At 72.0% G+C, this 24,307-nt stretch carries 24 protein-coding genes; 22 read left to right on the top strand and 2 right to left on the bottom strand.

All coding sequences use genetic code 11. The features are described 5' to 3' along the window. Positions 1 to 21: 21 nt before the first annotated feature. From B1205_RS07505 to B1205_RS07490, 4 genes are all read left to right on the top strand, one after another. The gene (locus B1205_RS07505; protein ID WP_089154897.1) at positions 22 to 1,530 is read left to right on the top strand and encodes a sugar transferase; all 1,509 of its coding nucleotides are present in this window, start codon (positions 22 to 24) and stop codon (positions 1,528 to 1,530) included. 10 nt (positions 1,531 to 1,540) lie between these two features. Continuing rightward, positions 1,541 to 2,761: a sensor histidine kinase gene (locus B1205_RS07500; protein ID WP_089154896.1), complete on the top strand. Its 1,221-nt coding sequence runs from the start codon at positions 1,541 to 1,543 to the stop codon at positions 2,759 to 2,761. Positions 2,762 to 2,792: 31 nt separating this feature from the next. Next, positions 2,793 to 3,554: a LytR/AlgR family response regulator transcription factor gene (locus B1205_RS07495; protein ID WP_089154895.1), complete on the top strand. Its 762-nt coding sequence runs from the start codon at positions 2,793 to 2,795 to the stop codon at positions 3,552 to 3,554. 138 nt (positions 3,555 to 3,692) lie between these two features. Then, positions 3,693 to 5,777: a carboxypeptidase regulatory-like domain-containing protein gene (locus B1205_RS07490; RefSeq protein ID WP_089154894.1), complete on the top strand. Its 2,085-nt coding sequence runs from the start codon at positions 3,693 to 3,695 to the stop codon at positions 5,775 to 5,777. A gap of 61 nt (positions 5,778 to 5,838) precedes the next feature. Here B1205_RS07490 and B1205_RS07485 read toward each other — a convergent pair whose 3' ends face one another. Further along, positions 5,839 to 6,390, bottom strand: coding sequence for a Uma2 family endonuclease (locus B1205_RS07485; protein ID WP_176308457.1), 552 nt, complete (start codon positions 6,388 to 6,390; stop codon positions 5,839 to 5,841). Between the two features lie 170 nt (positions 6,391 to 6,560). On the opposite strand from B1205_RS07485, the gene B1205_RS07480 reads away from it, so the two are divergent. The 5 genes from B1205_RS07480 (at position 6,561) to B1205_RS07460 (ending at position 11,683) form a co-directional block, all read left to right on the top strand. After that, positions 6,561 to 6,998, top strand: coding sequence for a hypothetical protein (locus B1205_RS07480; protein ID WP_089154892.1), 438 nt, complete (start codon positions 6,561 to 6,563; stop codon positions 6,996 to 6,998). Beyond that, entirely contained in the window at positions 6,998 to 8,638 is a 1,641-nt protein-coding gene (locus tag B1205_RS07475) for a sodium/solute symporter (RefSeq protein ID WP_089154891.1), read from the top strand. The genes B1205_RS07480 and B1205_RS07475 overlap by 1 nt, the downstream gene beginning before the upstream one ends. Positions 8,639 to 8,742: 104 nt before the next feature. Further along, complete coding sequence (locus tag B1205_RS07470) at positions 8,743 to 9,507, top strand: ABC transporter ATP-binding protein (protein ID WP_089154984.1); 765 nt, start codon at positions 8,743 to 8,745, stop codon at positions 9,505 to 9,507. Continuing rightward, positions 9,492 to 11,186, top strand: coding sequence for an ABC transporter permease (locus B1205_RS07465; RefSeq protein WP_089154890.1), 1,695 nt, complete (start codon positions 9,492 to 9,494; stop codon positions 11,184 to 11,186). Before B1205_RS07470 ends, B1205_RS07465 begins: the two co-directional genes overlap by 16 nt. Beyond that, positions 11,186 to 11,683, top strand: a complete 498-nt coding sequence (locus B1205_RS07460) for a type II toxin-antitoxin system RatA family toxin (RefSeq protein ID WP_089154889.1) — start codon at positions 11,186 to 11,188, stop codon at positions 11,681 to 11,683. The genes B1205_RS07465 and B1205_RS07460 overlap by 1 nt, the downstream gene beginning before the upstream one ends. A gap of 96 nt (positions 11,684 to 11,779) precedes the next feature. Here the strand turns inward: B1205_RS07460 and B1205_RS31025 are convergent, their stop codons facing one another. Continuing rightward, a complete protein-coding gene (locus tag B1205_RS31025; protein ID WP_254909771.1) occupies positions 11,780 to 11,932 on the bottom strand; it encodes a hypothetical protein in 153 nt (50 codons plus the stop codon). Positions 11,933 to 12,085: 153 nt separating this feature from the next. Between B1205_RS31025 and B1205_RS07450 the strand changes: the two genes are divergently transcribed. The 13 genes from B1205_RS07450 (at position 12,086) to B1205_RS07390 (ending at position 24,262) form a co-directional block, all read left to right on the top strand. Further along, positions 12,086 to 12,727 carry a flavin reductase family protein gene (locus tag B1205_RS07450; protein ID WP_176308484.1) on the top strand — a complete coding sequence of 214 codons (642 nt, stop codon included), beginning with the start codon at positions 12,086 to 12,088 and terminating at the stop codon, positions 12,725 to 12,727. A gap of 46 nt (positions 12,728 to 12,773) precedes the next feature. Next, positions 12,774 to 13,121, top strand: coding sequence for a PadR family transcriptional regulator (locus B1205_RS07445; protein WP_089154886.1), 348 nt, complete (start codon positions 12,774 to 12,776; stop codon positions 13,119 to 13,121). A gap of 8 nt (positions 13,122 to 13,129) precedes the next feature. Continuing rightward, complete coding sequence (locus B1205_RS07440) at positions 13,130 to 14,077, top strand: hypothetical protein (protein ID WP_089154885.1); 948 nt, start codon at positions 13,130 to 13,132, stop codon at positions 14,075 to 14,077. A gap of 135 nt (positions 14,078 to 14,212) precedes the next feature. Beyond that, entirely contained in the window at positions 14,213 to 14,581 is a 369-nt protein-coding gene (locus B1205_RS07435) for a DUF485 domain-containing protein (RefSeq protein WP_089154884.1), read from the top strand. Further along, positions 14,559 to 16,232, top strand: coding sequence for a solute symporter family protein (locus B1205_RS07430; RefSeq protein WP_089154883.1), 1,674 nt, complete (start codon positions 14,559 to 14,561; stop codon positions 16,230 to 16,232). Before B1205_RS07435 ends, B1205_RS07430 begins: the two co-directional genes overlap by 23 nt. Before the next feature lie 81 nt (positions 16,233 to 16,313). After that, on the top strand, positions 16,314 to 17,294 hold the full coding sequence (locus B1205_RS07425; RefSeq protein WP_089154983.1) for an NAD-dependent epimerase/dehydratase family protein: 981 nt from the start codon (positions 16,314 to 16,316) through the stop codon (positions 17,292 to 17,294). Positions 17,295 to 17,368: 74 nt separating this feature from the next. Continuing rightward, complete coding sequence (locus tag B1205_RS07420) at positions 17,369 to 18,604, top strand: LCP family protein (protein WP_089154882.1); 1,236 nt, start codon at positions 17,369 to 17,371, stop codon at positions 18,602 to 18,604. A 174-nt stretch (positions 18,605 to 18,778) separates the two neighbouring features. Further along, positions 18,779 to 19,999 (top strand): LCP family protein, encoded by a 1,221-nt coding sequence (locus tag B1205_RS07415; protein ID WP_089154881.1) that lies wholly within the window; start codon positions 18,779 to 18,781, stop codon positions 19,997 to 19,999. 175 nt (positions 20,000 to 20,174) lie between these two features. Then, positions 20,175 to 21,092, top strand: coding sequence for an LCP family protein (locus B1205_RS07410; protein ID WP_254909770.1), 918 nt, complete (start codon positions 20,175 to 20,177; stop codon positions 21,090 to 21,092). A 29-nt stretch (positions 21,093 to 21,121) separates the two neighbouring features. After that, positions 21,122 to 21,457: a rhodanese-like domain-containing protein gene (locus B1205_RS07405; RefSeq protein WP_089154981.1), complete on the top strand. Its 336-nt coding sequence runs from the start codon at positions 21,122 to 21,124 to the stop codon at positions 21,455 to 21,457. A gap of 15 nt (positions 21,458 to 21,472) precedes the next feature. Next, positions 21,473 to 22,255, top strand: coding sequence for a glycerophosphodiester phosphodiesterase (locus tag B1205_RS07400; RefSeq protein WP_089154880.1), 783 nt, complete (start codon positions 21,473 to 21,475; stop codon positions 22,253 to 22,255). 76 nt (positions 22,256 to 22,331) lie between these two features. Continuing rightward, positions 22,332 to 23,786: a sensor histidine kinase gene (locus B1205_RS07395; protein WP_089154879.1), complete on the top strand. Its 1,455-nt coding sequence runs from the start codon at positions 22,332 to 22,334 to the stop codon at positions 23,784 to 23,786. A 59-nt stretch (positions 23,787 to 23,845) separates the two neighbouring features. Then, on the top strand, positions 23,846 to 24,262 hold the full coding sequence (locus B1205_RS07390; protein ID WP_254909787.1) for an ATP-binding protein: 417 nt from the start codon (positions 23,846 to 23,848) through the stop codon (positions 24,260 to 24,262). The last annotated feature ends 45 nt before the right edge of the window (positions 24,263 to 24,307 follow it).

Genomic DNA, 24,307 nt, shown 5'->3' with positions numbered 1-24,307 from the left:
GACACAGGCCGGAGCAAGAGCGTGCGGCACGTCGACAGCTTTGAGATCCAGCCGCCGACACCGCCGTCCCACAACGGCGTTCCCCGGTCGGCGTGGGCCCGCGCCCGGCGCCGCGTCTCCCGGTGGCACCGCCCCTACATCGCGATCCTGCTACTCATCGACTTCGGCGCGGCGGCACTGGCCAGCTTCCTGGCCGTGCAGATCTTCGAGCAGGCCACCTCCGGTTTCCGCAACTCGCCCCAGGCGTGGTTCTACACCGTGGCGTTCCTGCTCCTGCCGCTCGGCTGGGTGCTGTTCCTGTGGGGCAACCGGGCCTACGACCGGCGCTACCTGGGTCTCGGGCCGGACGAGTTCAAGCGGGTCATCCGAGCCGGTGTGGCGGTCGCCGCCACCGTCTCCTTCATCGCCTTCGCCACCAAGACCTACTCGCTCTCCCGCTGGACGGTCGGCTTCGCACTGCTCGGCGCCCTCGTGCTGATCCTGCTCGGCCGGATGACCGCGCGGGGCGGCCTGCACGCGCTGCGCCGCCGCGCCGGTCAGGCCGGGCACCGGATGGTGCTGGTCGGCACGCTGCCGGAGTGCCTGGAGGTCTACACCACCGTCACCCGCAACCCGGGCGTCGGCCTGGTCCCGGTGGCCATCCACCTCACCGACGGGTACGCCGCCGCCCGGGGCCTGGAGACGCCGGTACCTGTGTACGCCGGCCGCGACGTGCTGGCCCTGGTCCGTGAGGTCGGCGGGGACACCATCGCGGTCTGCGGCTCGGCCAGCGCCGAGCCGGGCGAACTGCGCCGGCTGGCCTGGCAGTTGGAGGGCTCCGGCGTCGACCTGGTGGTCGCGCCCCAGCTCACCGACATCGCCGGCCCCCGGGTGCACATCCGGCCGATCGAGGGCCTGCCGCTGCTGCACGTCGAGGAGCCGACCCTCTCCGGGCCGGCGCTGCTGGTCAAGAGCCTGATGGACCGGGCCGCCGCCGGGCTGGGGCTGCTGCTGCTGTCCCCGCTCTTCGCCGCGATCGCGCTCGCCATCCGGATCTCCGACACCGGGCCGGTCTTCTTCCGGCAGCCCCGGGTCGGGCACGAGGGGCGTACCTTCCGGGTCTGGAAGTTCCGCACCATGTACGTGGATGCCGAGGAACGGCTGGCCGGCCTGGTCGACCAGAACGAGACCGACGGCATGTTGTTCAAGATGAAGCAGGATCCCCGGGTCTTCCCGGTGGGCCGTTTCCTGCGGGCCTCGTCGCTGGACGAGCTGCCTCAGTTGATCAACGTGCTCTGGGGCGAGATGTCGCTGGTCGGCCCGCGTCCGCTGCCCGCCGACGACGGCGACTTCCTGGGCGACGTGCGACGCCGGCTGCTGGTGCGCCCGGGCATGACCGGGCTGTGGCAGGTCTCCGGCCGCTCCGACCTCTCCTGGGACGAGGCGGTCCGGCTCGACCTCTACTACGTCGACAACTGGTCGTTGACGTACGACCTGAGCATCCTGTGGCGGACCGTCGGGGTGGTGCTGGCCCGCAAGGGCGCGTACTAACGTTCGGCCGGTGGGCAACCTCTCGTCCGTCGTCGCGGTCGTCTCGCTGGTGACCGCGCTGGCCGCGGCACTCTGGGCGGTGCTGCGGCTGCGCGCCCGACGGGGCATCGCCACGGCCACCCAGCGGGCCACGTACGAGGTGCTGCACACCGCCGGGCTGGCCGCCGAGCCGCTGCGCGCCGGCCTGAGCGCGGCGGGCGCGGCGAAGGCCGTACGCCATCTGCGGGCCCTGGTGGGTGCGGCCGGGCTGGCGCTGACGGACCGGGAGTCGCTGCTCGCCATCGACGGGGGCGGCGCGCACCACGGCGACCAACTGGTCGCGGCGGCCCGGCGGGTGGTCGACAGCGGGCGCTCCACCGTGCTGCACGAGTCGGAACTGCACTGCGACCTGGTCGACTGTCCGGTACGCGGCGCGGTGGTGGCACCGCTGAGCGCGGACGGCCGGGTGGTCGGCGCGCTGGTCGCGGTGGCCGGCGAACGGCCGGCGCCGGGCCTGGTGCAGGCCACCCTGGAAACCGCGCACTGGGCCGGCGACCAGCTCGCCCTGGCCGAACTGGACTCGTCCCGGGAGCGGCTGGCGCGGGCCGAGGTGCGGGCGCTGCGCGCCCAGATCAGCCCGCACTTCATCTACAACGCGCTGACCGCGATCGGCTCGTTCGTGCGCACCGACCCGGAACGGGCCCGGGAGCTGATCCTGGAGTTCGCCGAGTTCACCCGCTATTCCTTCCGGGCGCACGGCGAGTTCACCACGCTGGCCGAGGAGCTGCGCTCGATCGACCGGTACCTGACCATCGAGCGGGCCCGCTTCGGCGAACGCCTCCAGGTGCGCCTCCAGATCGCCCCCGAGGTGCTACCGGTGACGTTGCCGTTCCTCTGCCTCCAGCCACTGGTCGAGAACGCGGTCCGGCACGGGTTGTCCCGCAAGCCGGGCACCGGCATGGTGAGCATCGAGGCCCGGGACGCGGGCGCGGAGTGTCACATCACGGTGGAGGACGACGGGGTGGGGATGGATCCGACGACGCTGACCGCCGGCATCGCCGAGGTGTCCGGCGCGGGCAGCGACCCGACCGACGACCCGGGGCAGCATGTCGGCCTCTCCAACGTCGACGAGCGGCTGCGGTCGGCCTTCGGCGACCGGTTCGGCCTGGTCGTGGAGACCGGCCTGGGCTCGGGTACGAAGGTGAGCATGCGGGTGCCGAAGTTCCATCCCGGCGTCCGGGTTACATCGTGAGCGAGCGGAGCGAGCGAGCCGGGTCGGCGCGGTGACGGTCTCCGGATTCCTCCGGGTGCTGGCGGTGGACGACGAGCCGCCGGCTCTCGACGAGCTGGCCTACCACCTGCGCGCCGATCCCCGGGTGGCCCGGTTGCACACGGCCGGCGACGCGACCGAGGCGCTGCGGGTGCTCCGGGACGACGACGTGGACGTGGTCTTCCTCGACATCCGGATGCCCGGCCTGGACGGCATGGAGCTGGCCCGGGTGCTGCGCCGGTTCGCCCGGCCGCCGGCGATCGTCTTCGTCACCGCGTACGACGACGGCGCGGCCGACGCATTCGACCTGGGCGCCACGGACTACGTCCGCAAGCCGGTCCGCGCCGAGCGGCTGGCCGAGTCGCTGCGCCGGGTGACGGGTTCGCGGGTGGTGCCGTCGCACCCGGCGGCGCTGGCCCGGGCGGAGGAGGATCCGACCATCCCGATCGAGCTGGCCGGCACCACCCGGATGCTGCCCCGTTCGGCGGTGCGCTGGGTGGAGGCGCAGGGCGACTACGCCCGGCTGCACACCGCGGACGGCTCGCACCTGGTCCGGGTGTCGCTGGCCACGCTCGCGGAGCGCTGGGCCGACGCGGGCTTCGTCCGGATCCACCGCTCCTACCTGGTGCAACTGCGGCTGATCGCGGAGCTGCGGCTGGTCAACTCCGGCTACGTGGTGGTGATCGACGGGAGCGAACTGCCGGTGAGCCGTCGGCACACCCGGGAGTTGAAGGACAAGCTGGTGCGCGCCGCCAAGCAGGACTGGAGCCGCTGACGCCCGGCGTCGACAAGCTGATCGACGAACGTCACACCCGCCCCCTATCCTGACCGAGCCGATCCCGGACGGGGCGCGGGGGTCGGTGTGGGCGAAGCCTGCGCGGGGGCGCCCCACCACCCTCACGTTGGGACGCAGATGCGTTTTTCCCTCGTACGTCGGGCCGCCCTGGCGGCCGTCGTCACCGGTGCCGTCGTCCTGCCCGGGGTCACCCCGGCGCAGGCCGCGGCCACCGGCACGGTCAGCGGACGGCTGACCACCAGCACGGGCGTCGGCGCGGCCGACGCCCAGGTCGAGGTGTTGAACAGCGACACCTACGCGACCGCCGGCTGGACCACCACCGACGCGGACGGCCGGTGGTCGGTCGGCGGCCTGGCCGGCGGGCGCTACCTCGTCGGATTCCATCCTGTCGACCTGCCGGCCCAGTACTACCGGCAGAAGGCACAGGTGTGGGACGCCGAGCCGGTGACGGTCAGCAGCGGCGGGACCGCCACCGCCGACGACCAGCTCCGCGCGACGGGTGTGCTCACCGGGCGGATCACCACGGCCTCCGGCGCACCGGTGTCCTGGCTCTCCGTCAACGCCACCAAGATCGACGACTACGAGCAGGCGTACGGGTCGACCGACGAGGACGGTCGGTACCGGATCGCCGCGACGCCCGGCACGTACACCCTCTCCTTCCAGCCGATCGAGGGCTCCTACCAGACCCAGTACGCCCCCGGGAAGATCGACGAGGTCGATGCCGGCCGGTACGAGGTGACCGCCGACGCCGAGACCACGGTCGACGAGACGGTGCTCGGAGTGGGCAGCCTCAGCGGCCGGTTCACCACCACGGCTGGCCAGCCGCTCGCCAACGCCGACGTGTCCGTCAACACCGCCAACATGTACGGCGGGGCCGACACCCGGACCGGGGCGGACGGCACGTTCACCGTGCCGGCGCTGCTGGCCGGGTCGTACAAGGTGCGGTTCGAGTCCGGCGACCGGATGCAGTACTACCGGGGCAAGCTCGACTACGAGGACGCGAACCTCGTGGTCGTCCAGGGCGGCCAACGCACCCGGATCACCGACGCCCTGCTCGGCACCGGCTCCGTCCGGATCGCCGCCGTCGACTCGGTCAGCGGCGCCCCGGTGGCCGACTTCTGCGTCAGCTCCGACGAGACGTGCAGCGGGGGCACCGGTGTCGTCACCCTCACCGGGCTGCCCCAGGGCCGGCACGACTTCTACGTCTACGCACCGGATGGCCTGCACTTCAACCGTCAGCTCAGCAAGGTGAAGGTGGTGGCCGGCCAGACCACCGAGGTGGCTCCGAAGCTGCGTCCGGGCGCGGTCATCAGCACCACGATCGTGGACCGGGCCACCGGCAGGCCGGTCGCCGACGTCTGCGTCGACGCCTTCCTGCCCAAGCAGGCCGCGCTTCGGGACGGGCACGGGAACTGCAGCGACCGGGCCGGCCGGATCCGGGTCGGCCCGCTGGCCGCCGGCACCTACCGGCTCTTCGCCACCCCGGGCACCGCCGGTTACGGCCGGCAGTGGGTGGGTGCCGAGGGCGGCACCGGTGACGAACGGCAGGCCGCGACCGTCGCCGCCACCGTCGGCACGGTGACCGCCGGCCCGCAGGTGCGCCTCGACCCGGCCGGCCGGATCACCGGTACGGTCACCGACGCGACCACCGGCGCACCAGCGGCTTCGGTCGACGTCTCGGTGCTCACCGGCCACCCCGGCGTCGGCGTCGACGACGCGACCACCGACGCGCAGGGGCGCTACACGCTCGACCGGCTCGGCCCGTACGCCTGGCCGGTGGTGTTCAGCGGCAACCCGCACGCCGCTCACTGGTCCGGTGACGCGGTCAGCCGCTTCACCGCCACCCCGGTGACGGTGACCGCCGGGGGCACCGCGACCCACGACACCGCCATGCGGCCGGGCAGCACGGTGACCGGCACGTTCACGCTCCAGGGCGGCCCGCCGTCCGCCAGCGGCTACGTGATCGCGCGCAGCGCCGACACCGGTGACATCGCCGGGGCGGGCTGGATGTCGGACGGCCGGTTCACCCTGCGGGTCACCGGCAAGCAGCGCGTCTACTTCACCTACGACGTCCGGTCCGGCGACCGGGACTACTCCGGCCGCTACCTGGTGACCAACCCGGACGGCACCCGCAAGTTGGCCTTGTTCGTCGTGCCGGCCACCGGCACGCTCACCGTGGACCTGGTGGTCCCGACCAACTGATCACGACACGCAAGGGGGCCGGTTCCGTCGGGACCGGCCCCCGTTGCGCGCTCGGCGGTGTTCAGAAGATGTCGGCGACCGGCAGGACGAGCGGGAACGGGTGATCGGTGCGGTAGACGTCGGCGACGGAGAGGACGGCCGACTCACGGTAGCCTGCGCCGACGTTCTCCAGCACGGTCACGGTCTGCTTGCGCGGCTCCACGAGCCAGTATCGCCCAATGCCCGCCACACCGTATTCGTGACGCTTGAGCACCAGGTCGCGGCCGGCATTGCCGGGGGAGACGACCTCGACCACGAGCAGCACGTCGGCGGGAGCGAGCGCCGCGCCGCCCCGCTCCAAGGCGTCCTCGTGTGCGACGAAGACGTCGGGTACGAAGTAGGACGAGCGTTTCGCGCTGACCCCGACGTCCTGCCCGACGAGCAGGCCGGCCGGTGCCTGCCGGTCGAGGAGCCGGCGGAGGCGGTTGGCGATCGCCCCGTGGCGGACGTCCGCGTGTGGGGACACGAGCAGGCTCCCGTCGAAGATCTCGTAGTCCTGGCCGTCCTCGGGGAGGTCCTGGAGGTCGTCCACCGTCCAGGCGTCACCGCTGCCAGGTCGTGCCGGGCTGGTCACTGTCACACCTCCTCTCTACCGGCTCACCCTGACATTCCGTTCGATCGTCCACAACGACTCCGGGTTCATCCACCGGGTTGTCCACAGGTATGAGCGGTTATCCACAGGTTGTGCACAGGGCTGTCCCCGCTGCGCTTGACATTCGCGCCGGGCAGGCGAGACTGCCGGGGATGACCGCAGCCGACGAACAGCAGCCGGCGGGACGGCCCGTCGAGGCGCCCGCCGTCCCCGGCCCCCGCGCGCCGCAGCGGACCCGGATCGTGCTGGCCGAGGTCTCCCGCTCGGGCAGCCGGGCCGACCGCACCCGCTCCGAGCTGGCCCAGCAGACCCGGGTCGGCGAGGCCCTGGTGCAGGGGCTGATGCGCGCCCAACTCTCGCTCGCGCTGCGGCTGAGCCTGCTGGTGCTGATCGGGCTGGGCGGGCTGCCGTGGCTGTTCGCCATCGCGCCGTCGGTCGGCCGGGTCACCGTGCTCGGGGTCAACCTGCCGTGGCTGCTGCTCGGGGTGGCCTCCTTCCCGTTCCTGATCGTGGTCGGCTGGGCGTACGTGCGGCTGGCCGAACGCAACGAGCAGGACTTCGTCGACCTGGTCCAGCGGCCGGAACGCTGATGACCAACGGGTACGTGGTCCCGGCGATCGTCGCGGTCACGCTGGTCACCGTCGGCATCGGCTTCTACGGTTTGCGGCTGGCCCGCACCACGTCCGACTTCCTGGTCGCCTCCCGCGCGGTCAGCCCGACCTGGAACGCGGCCGCGATCGGCGGGGAGTACCTGTCGGCCGCGAGCTTCCTCGGCGTGGCCGGGCTGATCCTCAAGTACGGCGTCGACGTGCTCTGGTACCCGGTCGGTTTCGCCGCCGGCTACCTGGCGTTGCTGCTGTTCGTGGCCGCCCCGCTGCGCCGCTCCGGCGCGTTCACGCTGCCGGATTTCTGCGAGGTGCGGCTGGGCTCGCGCCGGCTGCGCACCATCGCCACCGTCTTCGTGATCTTCATCGGCTGGTTGTACCTGGTGCCGCAGTTGCAGGGCGCGGGGCTGACGCTGGCCACGTTGACCGGGTCGCCCTACCCGGTCGGGGCGCTCCTGGTGGCCGTGGTGGTGACCGCGAACGTGGCGCTGGGCGGCATGCGGGCGATCACCTTCGTGCAGGCGTTCCAATACTGGCTGAAGCTCACCGCGCTCGCCGTACCCGCGATCTTCCTGGCGTTGCAGTGGCAGGCCGACGCCCGCCCGGCGGTGACTCCGCCCGACGGGCCGGCGTTCCGGACCGCGACCACCGTGGTGGTCGAGCACCGCGCGACGCTCACCCTGCCCGACGGCGACGTGCGGGAGGTACGCCCCGGCGACCGACTCGACTTCGCCGCCGGTGACCCGGTGCCGGAGGTGTCCGGCGCGGCGATCGGCGCCACCGAATGGCTGCTGCCGGACACCGCGGGCGACGACGACCGCAGCCTGTTCGCGACGTACTCGCTGATCCTGGCCACGTTCCTGGGCACGATGGGGCTGCCGCACGTACTGGTGCGCTTCTACACCAACCCCGACGGGGCCGCCGCCCGGCGCACCACGCTGGTGGTGCTGGCCCTGGTCGGCGTCTTCTACCTGCTGCCCACGATCTACGGCGTGCTGGGCCGGATCTACACCCCACACCTGCTGGTCACCGGTCAGACCGACGCGGTGGTGGTGCTGCTGCCCGGCGCGGCGCTCGGCGACGGCACCACCGGCCGGCTGCTCGCCGCGCTGGTCGCCGCCGGGGCGTTCGCGGCCTTCCTCTCCACCTCGTCCGGCCTGCTCACCAGCGTCGCCGGGGTGATCTCCACGGATGTGCTAGGCCGAGGCTCGGTCCGCGGTTTCCGACTCGCCACGGTGATCGCCGGCGCGGTGCCGGCGGTGCTCGCCTTGAACGTCTCCGGGCTGGACGTCTCGCAGGTCGTCGGGCTGGCGTTCGCGGTCGCCGCGTCCAGCTTCTGCCCGCTGCTGGTGCTCGGCATCTGGTGGCGCGGCCTGACCGACCTGGGCGCCGCCGCCGGGGTGCTGGTCGGCGGCGGCGCGGCGATCGGCGCGGTGCTGCTCACCGTGCTCGGGCCGCCGCTGACCGGTTGGCCGGCGACGCTCACCACCCAGCCGGCGGCGTGGACGGTGCCGTTGGCGTTCACGGTGATGGTGGTGGTCTCGATGGCGAGCCGGCGGCGACTGCCCCGCGACGTCGGCGCCACCATGCTCCGCCTGCACACCCCCGAATCCCTCCGCTTGTAAGGAAGGGGACCCTGTTAACGCCTCCGGTATAGGAGGGGCCCCCGCTTAACACCTCGGCGTGGGCGCGGGAGCGCGTGCTGGCCGGGGCGGGCTACCGTCGGACCATGACGGATCAGCCCCCGGCCCTCTCCCTCCGTGGCCTGGCCAAGCGCTTCGACACCAAGATCGCGGTGGCGGGCGTCGACCTGGCCGTGCCGACCGGCTCGTTCTACGGCCTGCTCGGCCCGAACGGGGCCGGCAAGACCACGACCCTCTCCATGGCCGTCGGCCTCCTGCGGCCCGACGCCGGCGAGGCCCGGGTGCTGGGGTACGACGTCTGGGCCGATCCGGTCCGCGCGAAGAGCCTGCTCGGCGTGATGCCGGACGGCGTGCGGCTGTTCGACCGGTTGAGCGGGGCGGAGCTGCTGGCGTACCACGGTCTGTTGCGCGGCATGGACCCGGCGGTGGTCGACCAGCGGGCGACGGAGCTGCTCGACGTGCTGGCGCTCAGCGACGCCGGCCGTACGCTGGTGGTCGACTACTCGGCCGGCATGAAGAAGAAGATCGGCCTGGCCTGCGCGCTGCTGCACGGTCCGCGACTGCTGGTGCTCGACGAGCCGTTCGAGGCGGTCGACCCGGTCTCGGCGGCGCTGATCCGCGACATCCTGCACCGGTACGTGACCGGCGGCGGCACGGTGATCTTCTCCAGTCACGTCATGGAGGTGGTCGAGCGGCTCTGCTCGCATGTGGCGATCCTCGCCGACGGCCGGATCAAGCGGGTGGGCACGCTGGCGGAGGTACGCGGCGAGCGGTCGCTGGAGGAGGTCTTCGTCGAGGTCGTCGGCGGCCGGACGGCGACGGGCCAGGAGCTGTCGTGGCTGTCCCGGTGACCGCCCCCGAGCGGCCCGTCCGGGCCGTCTCGCCCCGACACTTCGTCCGGCTCAAGCTGCGGGTGCTCGGCAACAACTTCCGCGGCCAGGCGTGGCGGATCGGGCTGTTCGTGCTGGGCGTGCTATTCGCGCTCTGGTTCGCCGCGACGGGGTTCATCCTGCTGGCCGCGCCGGGCCTCGCCGACGAGACCCGGTACGCGCTGATGACCGCTGCCTTCGGCGGTGCCCTGCTGACGCTCGGTTGGCTGCTCCTGCCGCTGGTCTTCTTCGGCGTGGACGAGACGCTGGACCCGGCCCGCTTCGCGCTGCTCCCGCTCTCCCGCCGCACGCTGGTCACCGGGCTGCTCGCCGCCGCCCTGGTCAGCGTGCCGGTGCTGGCCACGGCGATCACGGCGGCCGGGCTGGTGGTCACCGCCGGTGCGCTCGGTGGGTGGTCGGCCGCGCTGGTCGGCGCGCTCGGCGTGGTCGGTGGGCTGCTGGTCTGCGTGGCTGGGGCCCGTGCGTTGACCAGCGCGTTCGCCACCATGTTGCGGTCCCGTCGGGTACGCGACCTGGCCGCCGTGCTGCTCGCGGTGCTGGCCGCGATGCTCGGGCCGTTGCAGTTGTTCGTGGTCGCCGCGGTGCGCCAGGCCGACTGGGACCGGCTGACCGGGGTGGCCCGGGTGATCGGCTGGACGCCGTTCGGCGCGCCCTGGACGGTGGGCGTCGACGTGGCGCAGGGACGGCCCGTCGTGGCGGTGGTGAAGTTGCTGATCACGGCCGCCACGGTCGGCGTACTCCTGCTCTGGTGGTCGCGGTCGCTGGAGTCGGCCATGGTGGGCGCGGCGAGCGCCGGGCCGGCCCGCGCCCCGCGCGGCGTGGTCGGCGGCGCGGCCGCGCAGCTCTTCCCCCGCGCGGTCGGTTGGGTGCGGCGGGACCGGTTCGGCGCGCTGGTCGCCCGGGAGTGCCGCTACTGGTGGCGGGATGCCCGGCGGCGGGCGAACCTGATCACGGTCGCGGTGGTCGGCGTGTTCGTGCCGGTGATGGTCAACCTCGGTGGCGCGTCGTTCGCCGTCGAGGGCGGGACGACGTTCGGGGAGTCCGCCGCCGACGCGTCCCCGGTGCTGGTCAGCATTTCCATGGCCTTCGTCGGGGTGCTCGCGTCGGTGACGCTGGCCAACCAGTTCGGCTTCGACGGCAGCGCGTACGCGGCGAACGTCGTCGCGGGCGTGCCGGGGCGGGTGGAGCTGCGGGCCCGGATGACGGCGTTCTCGCTCTACGTGGTGCCGATCCTCGCCGTGATCGTGGTCGTGCTGGCATTCCTCCTCGGGCGACCCGAATGGCTGGGCGCGATGGCCGGCGCGTTGTTCGCCGCGTACGGCTGCGGGCTGGCGATCAACGGGTTCGTGTCGGTGCTCGGCGCCTACTCGCTGCCGGAGACGAGCAACCCGTTCGCCATGAACACCGGCGCGGGGATCGCGAAGAGTTTGTACACGCTGGTCTCGATGGTGTCCGCGACGGTGGCGGCGGTGCCGTTCGTGGTGGCCGCGGCCCTGCTCGGCGACGTCTGGCTGTGGCTGGCGCTGCCGGCCGGCCTGGCCTACGGGGCGGGAGCGGCGCTGCTCGGCGCGTACCTGGCCGGGGACGCGCTGGACCGCCGGCAGCCGGAACTGCTGGCCGCCGTCACCCCGACGCGCTGATGCCGGTCGTCGAGGCGGTCGCTACCGTCCCGGTTCCGCCGGAGCTGGCGTTCGCCGTGTCCCAGACCGTCGCCCCGGTCCGCTACCGCTGGGACCCGTTCGTCCGCGAGCAGCACTTCGAGGACGGCGCGACCCGCCCGGGGCGCGGTGTGCGCACGTTCACCCGCTCCCGGCACGGCCTGACGATGGTCAGTGAGTACGTCTCCTGGGCGCCGCCAACGAACGTGGGCATGAAGATGGTCCGGGGTCCGTGGTTCTTCGAGCGGTTCGGCGGCGGTTGGCGCTTCGCGCCCGGCCCGGAGCCGGGCACCACGGTGGCCACCTGGCGGTACAACTTCCGCTGCCGGCCGGCGCTGCTGCGCCCGCTGGCCGAGTGGATCGGCGTCCGGCTGTTGGGGTGGGACATCCGCCGCCGGATCGCCGGGTACGCGGCCGGCTGCGCCGACCCGGAGGTGCTGGCCGCCGCCCGCCGTTCGCTGCCCCCCGCGGGCGGGTGATCATGGCACCATTTCGGGGAAGTGGTGCCTTCCTCAGCGGTTCGATGCGACCACTTCGGCGAAGTGGCATTCGATCTACGCGGATGCGCCCGCGCGTCAGGCGATGCGACGCATGGCGGCGTACACGACGTGGCCGTCGCCGACGCTCGTCACATTGACCAGTTCCCAGCCGTAGTTCGACAGGTGCTCCACCGCCTCCATCAGCGGCCGGAACCCGGGGCGACCCCAGGCGTTCCGGGCGGCGACCATCAGGTGACGGTACGGATAGGCGCGCAGGTCGACCTGACCGCCGAGGACGGCGTCGGCGCTGACCACTCGCTCTTCGGCGAGCTTCTGCGGAGGTACGAGAGCCATGCCCCGCAGGGTAGGCGGGTCAGCCGAGCGACGCCTGCTGGAGGTGCGCTGCTGTTTCATCTGGGCGGGCTGCTCGCCGAGGCGCACACCCAGCTCGGCGACACCACCGGCCTGCACGAGCGCTTCCTCGGCTGGGCCCGGGGCCGGGGCGGCACAATGTTTCACGTGAATCATGAGCCGGGTGCCGAGATCCACCACACCGATCCGTTCGCGGTGCCGGCCGGGCAGCGCTCGCCGGTCCGCCGGCTGCGTGGCCGGCTGGCCGCCCCGGTGACGCTCTGGACCGCGCCCGGCCCGGCGGGGCTCACCGTCTCCTCCACGCTGGTGGCCGAGGGGGAGCCGGACCGGCTGCTCGGCCTGGTCGACCCGGAGTCGGAGCTGTGGGCGGCGGTCGAGGAGGCCGGACGGTTCGCGGTCGCCCCGCTCGGCCCGCGCCACCGGCAACTCGCCGACCGCTTCGCCGGCCTGTTCCCCTCGCCCGGCGGCCTGTTCGCGCTGGACGCCTGGACCGAGACGCCCTACGGCCCGGTGCCCACGGACGCGGGCGGCTGGGCGGGTTGCCGGCTCGACACCGCTCGGGAGTACGGCTGGGGCCTGCTGGTCGAGGCCACCATCGAGACGGTCGACCTGACCGAGGACACCCCTCCCCTGCTGCACTACCGAGGCCGCTACCACGATCTGACCAACTAGACCCGCCGGCATTGCCATATGCATCGCGGTGCGATATATATCGTGCATGGACATCAGTGAGCAGACGTTCCTGATCCTCTCCGCTCTGGCCGACCAACCCCGCCATGGATACGCCGTGGTGACGGAGGTCGACGAGATGACCGGCGGCAGGATCCGGTTACGCGCCGGCACCCTCTACGGGGCCCTCGACCGCCTCGTCACCCAAGGACTCATCGCCCCCGACCATGACGAGGTGGCAAAAGGCCGGCTACGCCGTTTCTATCGACTGACCGACGCGGGGGCGGACGCCATCCGCGCTGAGAGCCAGCGGATGGCCGCCGCGGCTCGACTCGCCGAGGAGCGCCTCAACAAGCGTGCCGCCCGCACCGCCCCGCGCCTCGGAACCAGCGGATGAACCCGGGCGTGAGCCCGCTGGAGCGACGGTATCGATGGCTGCTACGCCTGCTACCAGCCACGCACCGTGCCGCCCGCGGCGAGGAACTGCTCGGACTGCTGCTGGACCTCGACCACGGCCGGCGACACCCGAGCCGGCACGAGACATGGAATCTCATCGCACTGGCGATCCGGCTGCGACTCACCACGCCCGTCACCACCGCGGCCCTCACCACCGGACTCAGTGCACTGCTCGTCGCCGCCGGCACCCAGCCCGTCGGCGCCACCCTGGACCTGTTCACCGGCGCCGCCCTCGCCAGCGACATGCCGGGGATCATCTCCGGTTGGCCGCAGATAGTCGTCCTCGGCCTGCTGCCCCTCGCACCGCTGATCGCCTGGCTATGCGGCGCGACCCGGACCGCCCTCGCCCTGCAGGCCATATTCCTGACCCTCACCGTTGGCTGGTTCGTCATCGACGTGCTCAGGGGCGCCGGCGTGGGAATCAACCCCGGCGGACAACTCTTCGCGTACGCCGCACCGGTCTTGATCTTCGTTTTGCTCGCGCTCGCCGGCCGCGAGCGGTGGACCGCGCCCCGGCCGCGCCTGTTCTGGTGGGCCCTCGTCCCGCTCGGAACCCTCGCCTGGAAAGGCACCGGAGAATGGGGACGTCACGGCGTCTACGTTCCTGACGCCGTGCCGATGGTCATCGGGATCCTCACCGCCGCGATCGTCGCCGTCGGAGCCGCCTTCGCGGTCCGTCGCCACCGACCCGTCGTCATCATCGGCATCGGATTCACCGGCTTCATCGCCGGATGGCTCATCCCCGACCCTCTGCTCACCAACACGGCGATGCGGCACTTCGACGGCCAGCCGCTACCGATGGCAGTCCTCATCACGGTGATCGCCTCCACCATGGCCGGCGTCAATCACCTCATCCGCCGGCACAATCACGAGGTGGGTGACCGGTTAGCGGAGTGATGTGGGTCACTGGGCGCAGGGTGGGTGCCGTTGGGCGCAGGGGGCTACCAGCGGCCGGATGGGGCTTTCGCGCCGGGTTCCGCGCTCCTAGCGTGCGCGGAAATCCCCCACGCCTGCGAAGGTGGTGATCCACAGATGTCCACGGACACACCCGCGTCCGCACCGGCCGAGTCGGCGGCGGAACGGTACCTCGCCGTCCAACGGTCGGACGAGTTCGCCGGGTTGCGGCGCGCGCTGCGCGGCTTCGTCTTCCCGATGACCGTCGCGTTCTTCCTGTGGTACGCGCTCTACGTCATCCTCTCCGCGTACGCGCGGGGTTTCATGGGCACGAAGCTGGTCGGCAACATCAACGTCGCCCTGGTCTTCGGCCTGCTCCAGTTCGTCTCCACGTTCGTCATCGCCTGGCTCTACTCGCGGTACGCCAACCGGCGGATCGACCCGGTCGCCGACCGGATCCGCGCCGAGATCGGGGAGGTGACCCATGAACACGGTCCTCGCGGCTGAGGCGGGCAGCACCACCGCCCGGAACCTCACCATCACGCTGTTCCTGGTCTTCGTGGCGATCACGCTCGCGATCACCGTCTGGGCGAGCCGGCAGACGAAGACCGCCACCGACTTCTACGCCGGCGGCCGTTCCTTCTCCGGCTTCCAGAACGGCATGGCGATCGGCGGCGACTACATGTCGGCCGCGTCCTTCCTGGGCATCGCCGGCATCATCGCCCTGTACGGGTACGACGGCTTCCTCTACTCGATCGGCTTCCTGGTCGCCTGGCTGGTGGCGCTGCTGCTCGTCGCCGAACTGCTGCGCAACTCCGGCCGGTACACGATGGCGGACGTACTGGCGTTCCGGATGCGGCAGCGGCCGGTCCGGACCGCGGCGGCGGTCTCCACCATCACCGTGTCGATCTTCTACCTGCTGGCCCAGATGGTCGGCGCAGGCGCCCTGGTGGCGCTGCTGCTCGGCATCAAGCCGGGGACCACGTTCCTGGGCATGGACGCCGACACCGCCAAGGTCGCCACCATCATCCTGGTCGGCGCCCTGATGATCATCTACGTGACGGTCGGCGGCATGAAGGGCACCACGTACGTCCAGATCGTCAAGGCGTTCCTGCTGATGAGCGGTGCGCTGGTGATGACGCTGCTGGTGCTCGCGAAGTACAAGTTCAACCTGTCCTCGCTGCTCGGCGACGCGGCCGACGCCTCGGGCAAGGGAGCGGCGTTCCTCGAACCCGGGTTGCGCTACGGCGTGGAGACACCCGGTGACGCGTTGAAGACGTTCTACAGCAAGATGGACCTGCTCTCGCTCGGCATCGCGCTGGTCCTCGGCACCGCCGGCCTGCCGCACATCCTGATCCGCTTCTACACCGTGCCGACCGCGCGGGCGGCCCGCAAGAGCGTGCTCTGGGCGATCGGCATCATCGGCGCGTTCTACCTGCTCACCCTGGCCCTCGGCTTCGGTGCGGCGGCAATCGTCGGCGGAGAGGCGATCAAGGCGCAGGACAAGGCCGGCAACACGGCCGCGCCGCAGCTCGCCGAGGCGCTGGGCGTGGACTTCTTCGGTGGGAGCCTGGGCGGCGCGACACTGCTGGCGATCATCGCGGCGGTCGCGTTCGCCACGATCCTCGCCGTGGTAGCCGGGCTGACCCTGGCGTCGTCGTCGAGCCTGGCGCACGACTTCTACGCCAACGTCATCAAGCGGGGGCAGACGTCGGAGCGGCAGGAGGTGAACGTCGCCCGGATCTCCGCGCTGGTGATCGGCGCGGTGTCGATCGTACTGTCGATCTTCGCGCAGAACCTGAACGTGGCGTTCCTGGTCGCGCTGGCGTTCGCGGTCGCCGCCTCCGGCAACCTGCCGGCGATCCTCTACAGCCTGTTCTGGAAGCGGTTCAACACCTCGGGCGCGGTCTGGGCGATCTACGGCGGTCTCATCTCCGCCGTGGCGCTGGTCTTCTTCTCCCCGGTCGTCTCCGGGGCGGAGACGGCCATGTTCCCCGACCACGACTGGCACTGGTTCCCGCTGTCGAACCCGGGCATCATCTCCATCCCGATCGGCTTCCTGTGCGGCTGGCTCGGCACGATCCTGTCAAAGGAACGTGACGACGAGAAGTACGCCGAGCTGGAGGTGCGTGCGCTCACCGGCGCCGGCGCGCACTGAGAGGTGGGTGTTAAGCGGGGCCCCCTCCTCTACCGAAGGCGTTAACAGGGGGCCCCGCCTTACCCCTATAGGGTGGCGGGCATGAAGGTTCCCCCGCGGTTTGGTGCCGGACACCGCATCCTCGTCACCGGCGGCGCCGGCTTCGTCCCGTCCCACCTGGTCGACCGACTGGTCGAGCGGGAGTGCACGGTGGTGGTGCTGGACAACTTCGTCACCGGCTCCAAGGACAACGTGGCCCATCTGCTGGAGAAGCCGACCTTCACGCTGGTCGAGGCGGACATCTCCGACGGCCTGCCGACCGATCACCCGGCGCTGGCCGAGCGGTTCGACGCGATCCTGCACATGGCGTCCCCGGCCAGCCCGACCGACTTCGAGAAGCTGCCGGTGGAGATCCTCCGGGTCGGTTCGGTGGCCACGCTGGCGCTGCTGGAGCGGGCCACCGCCGACGGTGCGCGGTTCCTGATGGCCTCCACCTCCGAGGCGTACGGGGACCCGAAGGAGCACCCGCAGCGCGAGACGTACTGGGGCAACGTCAACCCGATCGGCATCCGGAGCGTCTACGACGAGGCGAAGCGCTTCTCCGAGGCGGCCACCATGGCGTACCACCGCAGCCGGGGCACGGACACCGCGATCGTGCGGATCTTCAACACGTACGGCCCGCGGATGCGCCCGGACGACGGCCGGGCCATTCCGACGTTCATCTCCCAGGCGCTGCGCGGCGAGCCGATCACCGTGCACGGCACCGGCAACCAGACCCGCTCGATCTGCTACGTGGACGACCTCGTGCGCGGCATCCTGCTGCTGCTCGACTCGACCCAGACCGGCCCGATCAACTGCGGCACCGAGCACGAGATGTCGATGCGGCAACTGGCCGAGACGATCGTGTCACTCACCGGAAGCACCTCCGAGGTGAGTTACATCACCCGCGCCTCGGACGACCCGGAGATGCGGCGTCCCGATCTGACGCTCGCCCGCGAGCTGCTCGGATACGAGCCGGCCGTGACGCCCGAGGACGGCCTCCGACGCACGATCGAGTACTTCCGCGGGCGACTGGGGTACTGACCCCGGCCGGCAGCCGGCCGACTCCGGAGCGCGCCTGGGAGCGGCGGTGGAACGGCCGACCTACCCTCGGTTACATGTCAGCGACCTCGTCTGCCGGCGTCCCGCTCCCCCGCCCCCTGAACCGGGGTGCGGGCCGCGCCTCGGTTCCCGGCTCCGGCCGGGGCACACCCCCGCGCGCCCGCGCCACCGAAACCCGCTGGTACCCGTCGGCTGACGAGGCACCCCGCTCGGGTGTGCCCGGTGGGCCGGTCGGCCCCGGCGGGCCGGGTGGTGGATCGGGCGGGCCGGGCCGCCGAGGGCCGCGTCCGCGCTGGGGCCGCATCGGCCTGGTGGCCGGTGTCGCGGTGCTGGTGCTGGCGCTGCTCGGCGGCGTCGGCGCCTGGTTCTACGCCCGCAACCTCGACGACGACCTGGCCCGCACCGACCCGTTCTCGGAGATCACCGGGGGACGGCCGGCGAAGAAGGTCGACGGCGCGTTCAACATCCTGCTCGTGGGCAGCGACTCGCGGGATCCGGACGCCCCGGTCGACGGTGCCGGCAAGTGGCGGGCCGACACCGTGATCGTCATGCACATCCCGGCCGACCACAAGAGCGCCTACCTGGTTTCCGTTCCGCGCGACCTGTACGTGCCGATCCCGGAGAACGCGGGCGCCGCCTGCGATTCCGGTTCGCGCAACAAGATCAACGCGGCGTTCGCGTTCGGCGGCCTGCCGCTCGCGGTGAAGACCGTGGAGTGCTTCACCGACGTACGGATCGACCACGTCATGGCCATCGACTTCGCCGGTTTCAAGGACGTCACCGACGCGCTGGGCGGGGTCGACCTGAAGGTGGAACGGAACACCACCTCGATCCACAAGCCGTACCGGACGTTCACCAAGGGCGTGAACCACATGAACGGCGCCGAGGCGCTGGACTGGATCCGGCAGCGCAAGCAGTTCCCGGACGGCGACTTCGCCCGGATGCGCCACCAGCAGGAGTTCCTGCGGGCGCTGATGGACAAGGCGGCGAGCTCCGGGACCCTGACCAACCCGAAGAAGTTGAACGACTTCCTCAAGGCGGTGACCGCCGCCGTCACGGTCGACCAGGGATTCTCGTTGACCGACATGGCGGTGCAGTTCCGCAGCCTGCGCGGGGAGAACCTGACGTTCGTCACCAGCCCCCACCTCGGCGGCCAGACCATCGACGGCCAGTCGGTGGTGGTCTCCGACCGGGAGAAGGCGCTGGCGATGTACCAGGCCATCGCCGGCGACAAGATGGCCGACTGGGTGCGGACCAACCAGAAGGGACCGGGCGACACCGCCGGCGGCTGACCACACCGGTCGGGCCGCCCGGGCCAACCTCCGACCGGGCCCTTGCCCTCGCCCGTTCGGCCACAAGTAGAGGACATCGGCCGGGATTGACGGGATTGGCCGCTTCAAGAGGTCGCGAGAACGGGAACAGGTACGTAAAGTGGTCCCGCCCCCGATCACCGAGCTGGAGTACGCATGTCGGTTCAGACCAGCCGTCGCCCGCACTCACCGGCACCCGGATCTTCCGGGCGGGTCCCCCCGGTCATCCCCACACAGCCCGGTCCGGGTGGCCGTGGCCCCGGTGGGGGTGGAAAGAAGAAGCGCACCAAGCGCAAGGACCCGCTCTGGGCGAAGCTCACGCTGGTGCTCGGCGCGGTGCTGATGGTGACCAGCGGCGTCGCGATCGTCGGCAGCAAGGCCGTGATCGGCCAGGCGACCAACAACATCGCCCAGCGCAACCTGCTCGGCGAGGCCGGCAAGAGCGACGCCGAGGGCGGCAACAGCCTGGACGGTCCGATCGACATGCTGCTGCTCGGCGTGGACGCCCGGGCCCGTTGGGCCGCCGACGACGTCCGGTCCGACACGATCATCATCCTGCACATCCCGGCCAGCCACGACCAGGCGTACCTGATCTCGATCCCCCGGGACACCCAGGCCCGCATCCCCGCGTTCAGCAAGAACGGCTACAAGGGCGGCACCGAGAAGATCAATGCCGCCTTCTTCCACGGCGCGCAGAACGGCGGCGGTTGGGAGGGCGGCGCCCAGCTGATGGCCAAGACGATCAAGTCGATGACCGGGATCAGCTTCGACGGCGCCGCGATCATCAACTTCGGCGGCTTCAAGAACGTCATCGACGCGCTCGGCACCGTACGCATCTGCGTGAGCCACGAGGTCCCGTCGCACCACATGTCGTTCGTGGACGGCAAGCCGATGTGGAACGCCGACGCCAAGAAGACCGGCAAGCCCTACAAGACGGTGGTGCACAAGAAGGGCTGCAAGGAGATGGAGGGCTGGGAGGCGCTCGACTACTCCCGCCAGCGTTACGGCCTGCCCAACAGCGACTACGACCGGCAGCAGAACCAGCAGCAGCTGATCAAGGCGATGGCGAAGAAGGCCACCGAGGGTGGCATGCTGACCAACCCGATCAAGCTGAACTCGCTGATGAAGGCCGCCGGCAAGGCGTTCGTCCTGGACACCGGCGGCGTGCCGGTCGCCGACTTCATCTTCACCCTCAAGAACCTCAGCGGAAACGACCTGGTCACGCTGCGCACCAACGGCGGGACCTACAGCTCGACCGAGGACAAGCAGTTCGAGCAGTTCAACGAGACGTCGATGCAGATGTTCGAGGCGGTCAAGAACGACAAGCTGGCCGACTTCATCGTGGCCAACCCGACCGTCCTCTCCACCCGGAAATGACCCGGTGACCGCTGGTCCCCCCGTAGCCTGACGTGAGCGGGTCTCATGTCACGGCCACGGGGGGATCGTCACGTCCAGACCAGCACGGAACCGACGCGGGCGGGCCCGACCCGCCCGCTGGCCCCGGTTCCTGCTCGGCGCCGGGCTGACCCTGGTCCTGGTCGCCGCGCTCGGCGTGGCCGGGCTGCACTGGCTGACCCACCGCTACGACCGCACGGTGGCCAAGGAGCAGTTGCTCGACCGGACCGCCCGGAAGAAACGGACGGACCTGGACGGAGCGCTCAACTATCTGCTGATCGGCTCCGACCACCGACCCGGCGCGAACCCCGAGGACCAACGCTCCGACACCATCCTGATCGTCCACGTACCGGCCGGGATGCGGCAGGCGTACCTGATCTCCGTGCCGCGGGACCTGCTGGTGGCCGTCCCGGCGGCGCCCGGGTTCCCCGGCGGCCAGGACAAGGTGAACGCCGCGTACGAGCACGGCGGCGGTGGCCCCGGCGGGGCCCGGCTGCTCAGCGCGACCCTCGCCCGACTCACCGGGCTCCGCTTCGACGGCGCGGCGCTGATCGACTTCTCCGGCTTCACCCAGGTGATCGACCAACTCGGCGGCATCCGCATGTGCGTCGACACGCCGGTCCGCTCGATCCACACCGGCACCCGGTTCGACCCGGGCTGCCAGCAGATGGACGGTGCCCGGACGCTCGACTACGTGCGGCAGCGCTACGACCTGCCGAACGGCGACTACGACCGGCAGCGGCACCAGCAGCAGATGCTCCGGGCGGTGCTCGACCGGGCCGGTGAGACGGACCTGCGCGGAGATCCGGTGAAGCTGGACCGGGTGCTGCGCACGGTCGGCGGGGCGCTGACCGTGGACACCAACGGCGTACCCCTGGACGAACTGGTCTTCGCGCTCCGCGCGCTGCCGGCGGACGCCCTGCGTGGGGTCCGGGTGCCCTCCTACCCGCAGACCATCGACCAGGTGTCGTACGTGGTGCTCGACGACGGCGGCCACGGGCTGTTCACCGCCGTGCGGGACACCCGGGTGCCGCAGTGGGCCACCGCGAACCCCGGCTGGGTCAACCGGCTGTAGAGCCGACCGGGCGGCTAGGCTTGGTGACCGTGTTCGGAGCCCAGCTTCCCAGCGTGCCCGCGTCGGCCGTGCCCGACGACGTCTACCTGCTCGACGTCCGCGAGGACGACGAGTGGACCGCCGGCCACGCGCCGGCCGCCCACCACCTGCCGATGACCGAGTTGCCGGCCCGACTCGCCGAGGTGCCCGACGACCGCGACGTGGCGGTGATCTGCCGCTCCGGCGGCCGCTCCGGGCAGGTGGTGGCCTACCTGCTGCGCAACGGCTGGGAGCAGGTGCGCAACGTCGAAGGCGGGATGGGTGACTGGGCCGCCGCCGGCCGCCCGGTGGTCACCGACGACGGGCAGCCCGGTCGGGTCGTCTGAGGCACGTAACCGGTCATGACCGCCCCCCTGGTCTTCGCCCACCGCGGCTCCTCGTACGACCTGCCGGAGCACACCCTCGCCGCCTACCTGCGCGCCCTGGACGAGGGCGCGGACGGACTGGAGTGCGACGTCCGGCTGACCCGTGACGGCCATCTGGTCTGCGTGCACGACCGCCGGCTGGACCGCACCAGCAACGGCCACGGGCTGGTCAGCGCCCGTACGCTCGCCGAGCTGGAGGCGCTCGACTTCGGCTCCTGGCACCGGGCCGCCGCGACGGTCGAGACGCTGGACGAGTCGCACACCCGGCTGCTCACGCTGGAGCGGCTGCTCGACGCGGTGCTCGCCGCCGGGCGGCCGGTCCGGCTGCTGATCGAGACCAAGCACCCGTCGCGCTACCGGGGTGAGGTGGAACGCCGGCTGGTGGCCCTGCTGCGTCGTCACGGTCTCGCCGAGCCCGGCCCGGACGACCCGGTCCGGGTGACCGTGATGTCCTTCTCCCCGCTGGCCGTACGCCGGGTCCGTGAGCTGGCGCCGGAGCTGCCCACGGTGCTGCTGCTGGAGGTGCTGCCCCCTTGGCTGCGGCTGGGCCGGCTGCCCTTCGGCAGTCGGATCGCCGGTCCCGGGGTGGACCTGGTCCGGGCCCGCCCGCACCTCGTCCCCGCGCTGCGGGCCGCCGGCAACTCGGTCTACGTCTGGACCGTGAACGAACCCGAGGACCTCGAACTGGTGCTCGCCGCCGGGGTGGACGGGGTGATCACGGACCGGCCCGCCCACGCGTTGGCCCGGTTGGGTCGGTGAGCCTCGTCGATCCGTCCGGTGGACGCTCGCCCGCCCGGGGGTGTCCCCCGCGCGGTCGGCGCGGCACACTCGGGGCATGCCGGAGCGCACCGACTACCCCGCCCTCATCGCCGGCCAGACGACCGTGAACCGGATGATCAACTCGGGTGAGTCCGGTCTCGCCGTGCTCACCCGCCTGCTCCGCGAGGTCGAGCCGGCGGTCGGCGCGGCCGGTCTGGTCTTCGTGGAATTCACCCCGGCCGGCGGGCGGGTGATCGTGGCGACCGGCAGCGCCGAGTTCGTGACCGGTCGCCCGCTGCCGGCCACCGACCCGGCCACCGTCTGCCTGCTCGCCGGCCCGCCGGTGCGGGTGGTCCGGGTCGACGCGATCCCCGGTCCGCTGGCCGACGAGGCCGCCGCGCGAGGGCTCCACCAGATGATCATGGCGCGGGCGGAGATCGGTGGCCTGACCGTCGGCAGCCTGCACGCGCTCTACCCGGCGGGCGAGCCGCTGGAGGCCTCGCAGCGCGCCGTCGTCGGCTACGTGGCCGCCTGCATCGCGCACATGTACGGCGACCAGTCCGGCTTCCCCGTACGCGGCGACGGACCGGTGGTGGCGGCGCTCGCCGACGGCCTGGCGGTGGTGGACCGCGACGGCCGGGTCCGGCTCTGGAACCCGGCGGCGGCCCGGGTCACCGGCCGGTCGACGGACGAGGCACTGAGCCGACCGCTGCCGTTCCCGCTCCCACCCCCCGGGCAGGTGCTCGACCACCGCCTGCCCGACGGCCGCTGGCTGCGGATCACCGCCGGCGAGCTGCCCGGCCCGAACGCGCTGCGGGTGGTCACCTTCCGCGACATCACCGACCAGCAGCGGCGCGACCACGACCGCGACCTCTTCATCGCGGTGACCAGCCACGAGCTGCGCACGCCGGTCACCGTGATCAAGGGGTACGCGGACACGCTCACCGACCACTGGGAGTCGCTCAGCGACGACGACCGTCGACAGGCCGCCCGGATCATCGGGCAACGCGCCAACGAACTGGCCCGGCTGGTCGACCGGCTGCTCACCGCCGCCACCGAGAACCGCCCCGGCGAGGAGCCGGCCGCACCGTTCGACCTGGTCGACGCGCTGCGGGCGGCCGTACTCGACCTGCCGGCCGACCTGCGGCACCGGATCGTGCTCGACCTGCCGGCCGACCTGCCGAAGGCGCTCGGCGACCGGCACAGCCTGGCCACCGTCCTCACCGAGCTGGGCACCAACGCCGGCAAGTACTCGCTGCCGGACACGCCGATCGAGATCGGCGCCGAGGCGAACGAGCGGACCGTCTCGTTCCGGGTCGCCGACCGGGGCATCGGCATCCGGCCGGAGCACGTCGAGCGGGCCTTCGACCGGTTCTGGCAGGGGGAGTCGGGCGACCGCCGGCGCTACCGCGGTGCCGGGCTTGGCCTCTACCTCGTCCGGCAGATCGTGGAGCAGCAGAATGGATGGGTGTCCCTCCGGCCACGGGCCGGCGGGGGTACGGTCGCAGAGGTGCGGCTGCCCCGGGGGTGACCCGGGCGCCCACGGGAAGGAACGGCGTGTCGAGGGGTCCGGCGCAACGGTCGTGGTGCGTGGTGGTGCCGCACCACGCGACCGGTGCGCGCCTGGCCCGGCACCGGCTCGCCGACGAGCTGGCCGACGTCGTACCCCCGGCCTTGCTGGCCGACCTGGTGGCGGTCCTCGCCGAGCTGGTCGGCAACGCGGTCCGGCACGCCGACGCCCTGCCGGGCGGCGTGGTCCGGGTGGCCTGGCGGCTGCGCGCCACCGAGCGGGGGCCGAGCGTCCAGCTCCGGGTCACCGACGGCGGTGCCGGCGCCGGCCCGCGAATGCGGGTGGCGACCCCGGACGCGGCCGACGGGCGCGGGCTGCACATCGTCGCCGGGCTGGCCAGCCGCTGGGGCGTCGACCGGGACGGGCTGGGCCAGAGCGTCTGGGCGGAGTTCGACCCGGCCGGGTCGCACCGGCCGGACCTGGTCGCCGCCGGGTGAGGCGGGTCCTGCCCCCGGCCGCCCCGCCCGGCCTCTAGGCTGTCT

Source organism: Micromonospora sp. NBS 11-29, from assembly GCF_002140155.1.
Lineage (GTDB): Bacteria > Actinomycetota > Actinomycetes > Mycobacteriales > Micromonosporaceae > Micromonospora.
This window is presented reverse-complemented; position numbering and strand designations above follow the sequence as displayed.

Coding starts and splice junctions, on each gene's coding strand:
- B1205_RS07490 (WP_089154894.1), top strand. CDS start 3,693: ATGCGTTTTTCCCTCGTACGTCGGGCCGCCCTGGCGGCCGTCGTCACC.
- B1205_RS07445 (WP_089154886.1), top strand. CDS start 12,774: ATGGACATCAGTGAGCAGACGTTCCTGATCCTCTCCGCTCTGGCCGAC.
- B1205_RS07415 (WP_089154881.1), top strand. CDS start 18,779: ATGTCGGTTCAGACCAGCCGTCGCCCGCACTCACCGGCACCCGGATCT.
- B1205_RS31025 (WP_254909771.1), bottom strand. CDS start 11,932: ATGGTCGCCGCCCGGAACGCCTGGGGTCGCCCCGGGTTCCGGCCGCTG.
- B1205_RS07460 (WP_089154889.1), top strand. CDS start 11,186: ATGCCGGTCGTCGAGGCGGTCGCTACCGTCCCGGTTCCGCCGGAGCTG.
- B1205_RS07480 (WP_089154892.1), top strand. CDS start 6,561: ATGACCGCAGCCGACGAACAGCAGCCGGCGGGACGGCCCGTCGAGGCG.
- B1205_RS07435 (WP_089154884.1), top strand. CDS start 14,213: ATGTCCACGGACACACCCGCGTCCGCACCGGCCGAGTCGGCGGCGGAA.
- B1205_RS07470 (WP_089154984.1), top strand. CDS start 8,743: ATGACGGATCAGCCCCCGGCCCTCTCCCTCCGTGGCCTGGCCAAGCGC.
- B1205_RS07395 (WP_089154879.1), top strand. CDS start 22,332: ATGCCGGAGCGCACCGACTACCCCGCCCTCATCGCCGGCCAGACGACC.
- B1205_RS07400 (WP_089154880.1), top strand. CDS start 21,473: ATGACCGCCCCCCTGGTCTTCGCCCACCGCGGCTCCTCGTACGACCTG.
- B1205_RS07430 (WP_089154883.1), top strand. CDS start 14,559: ATGAACACGGTCCTCGCGGCTGAGGCGGGCAGCACCACCGCCCGGAAC.
- B1205_RS07420 (WP_089154882.1), top strand. CDS start 17,369: ATGTCAGCGACCTCGTCTGCCGGCGTCCCGCTCCCCCGCCCCCTGAAC.
- B1205_RS07475 (WP_089154891.1), top strand. CDS start 6,998: ATGACCAACGGGTACGTGGTCCCGGCGATCGTCGCGGTCACGCTGGTC.
- B1205_RS07425 (WP_089154983.1), top strand. CDS start 16,314: ATGAAGGTTCCCCCGCGGTTTGGTGCCGGACACCGCATCCTCGTCACC.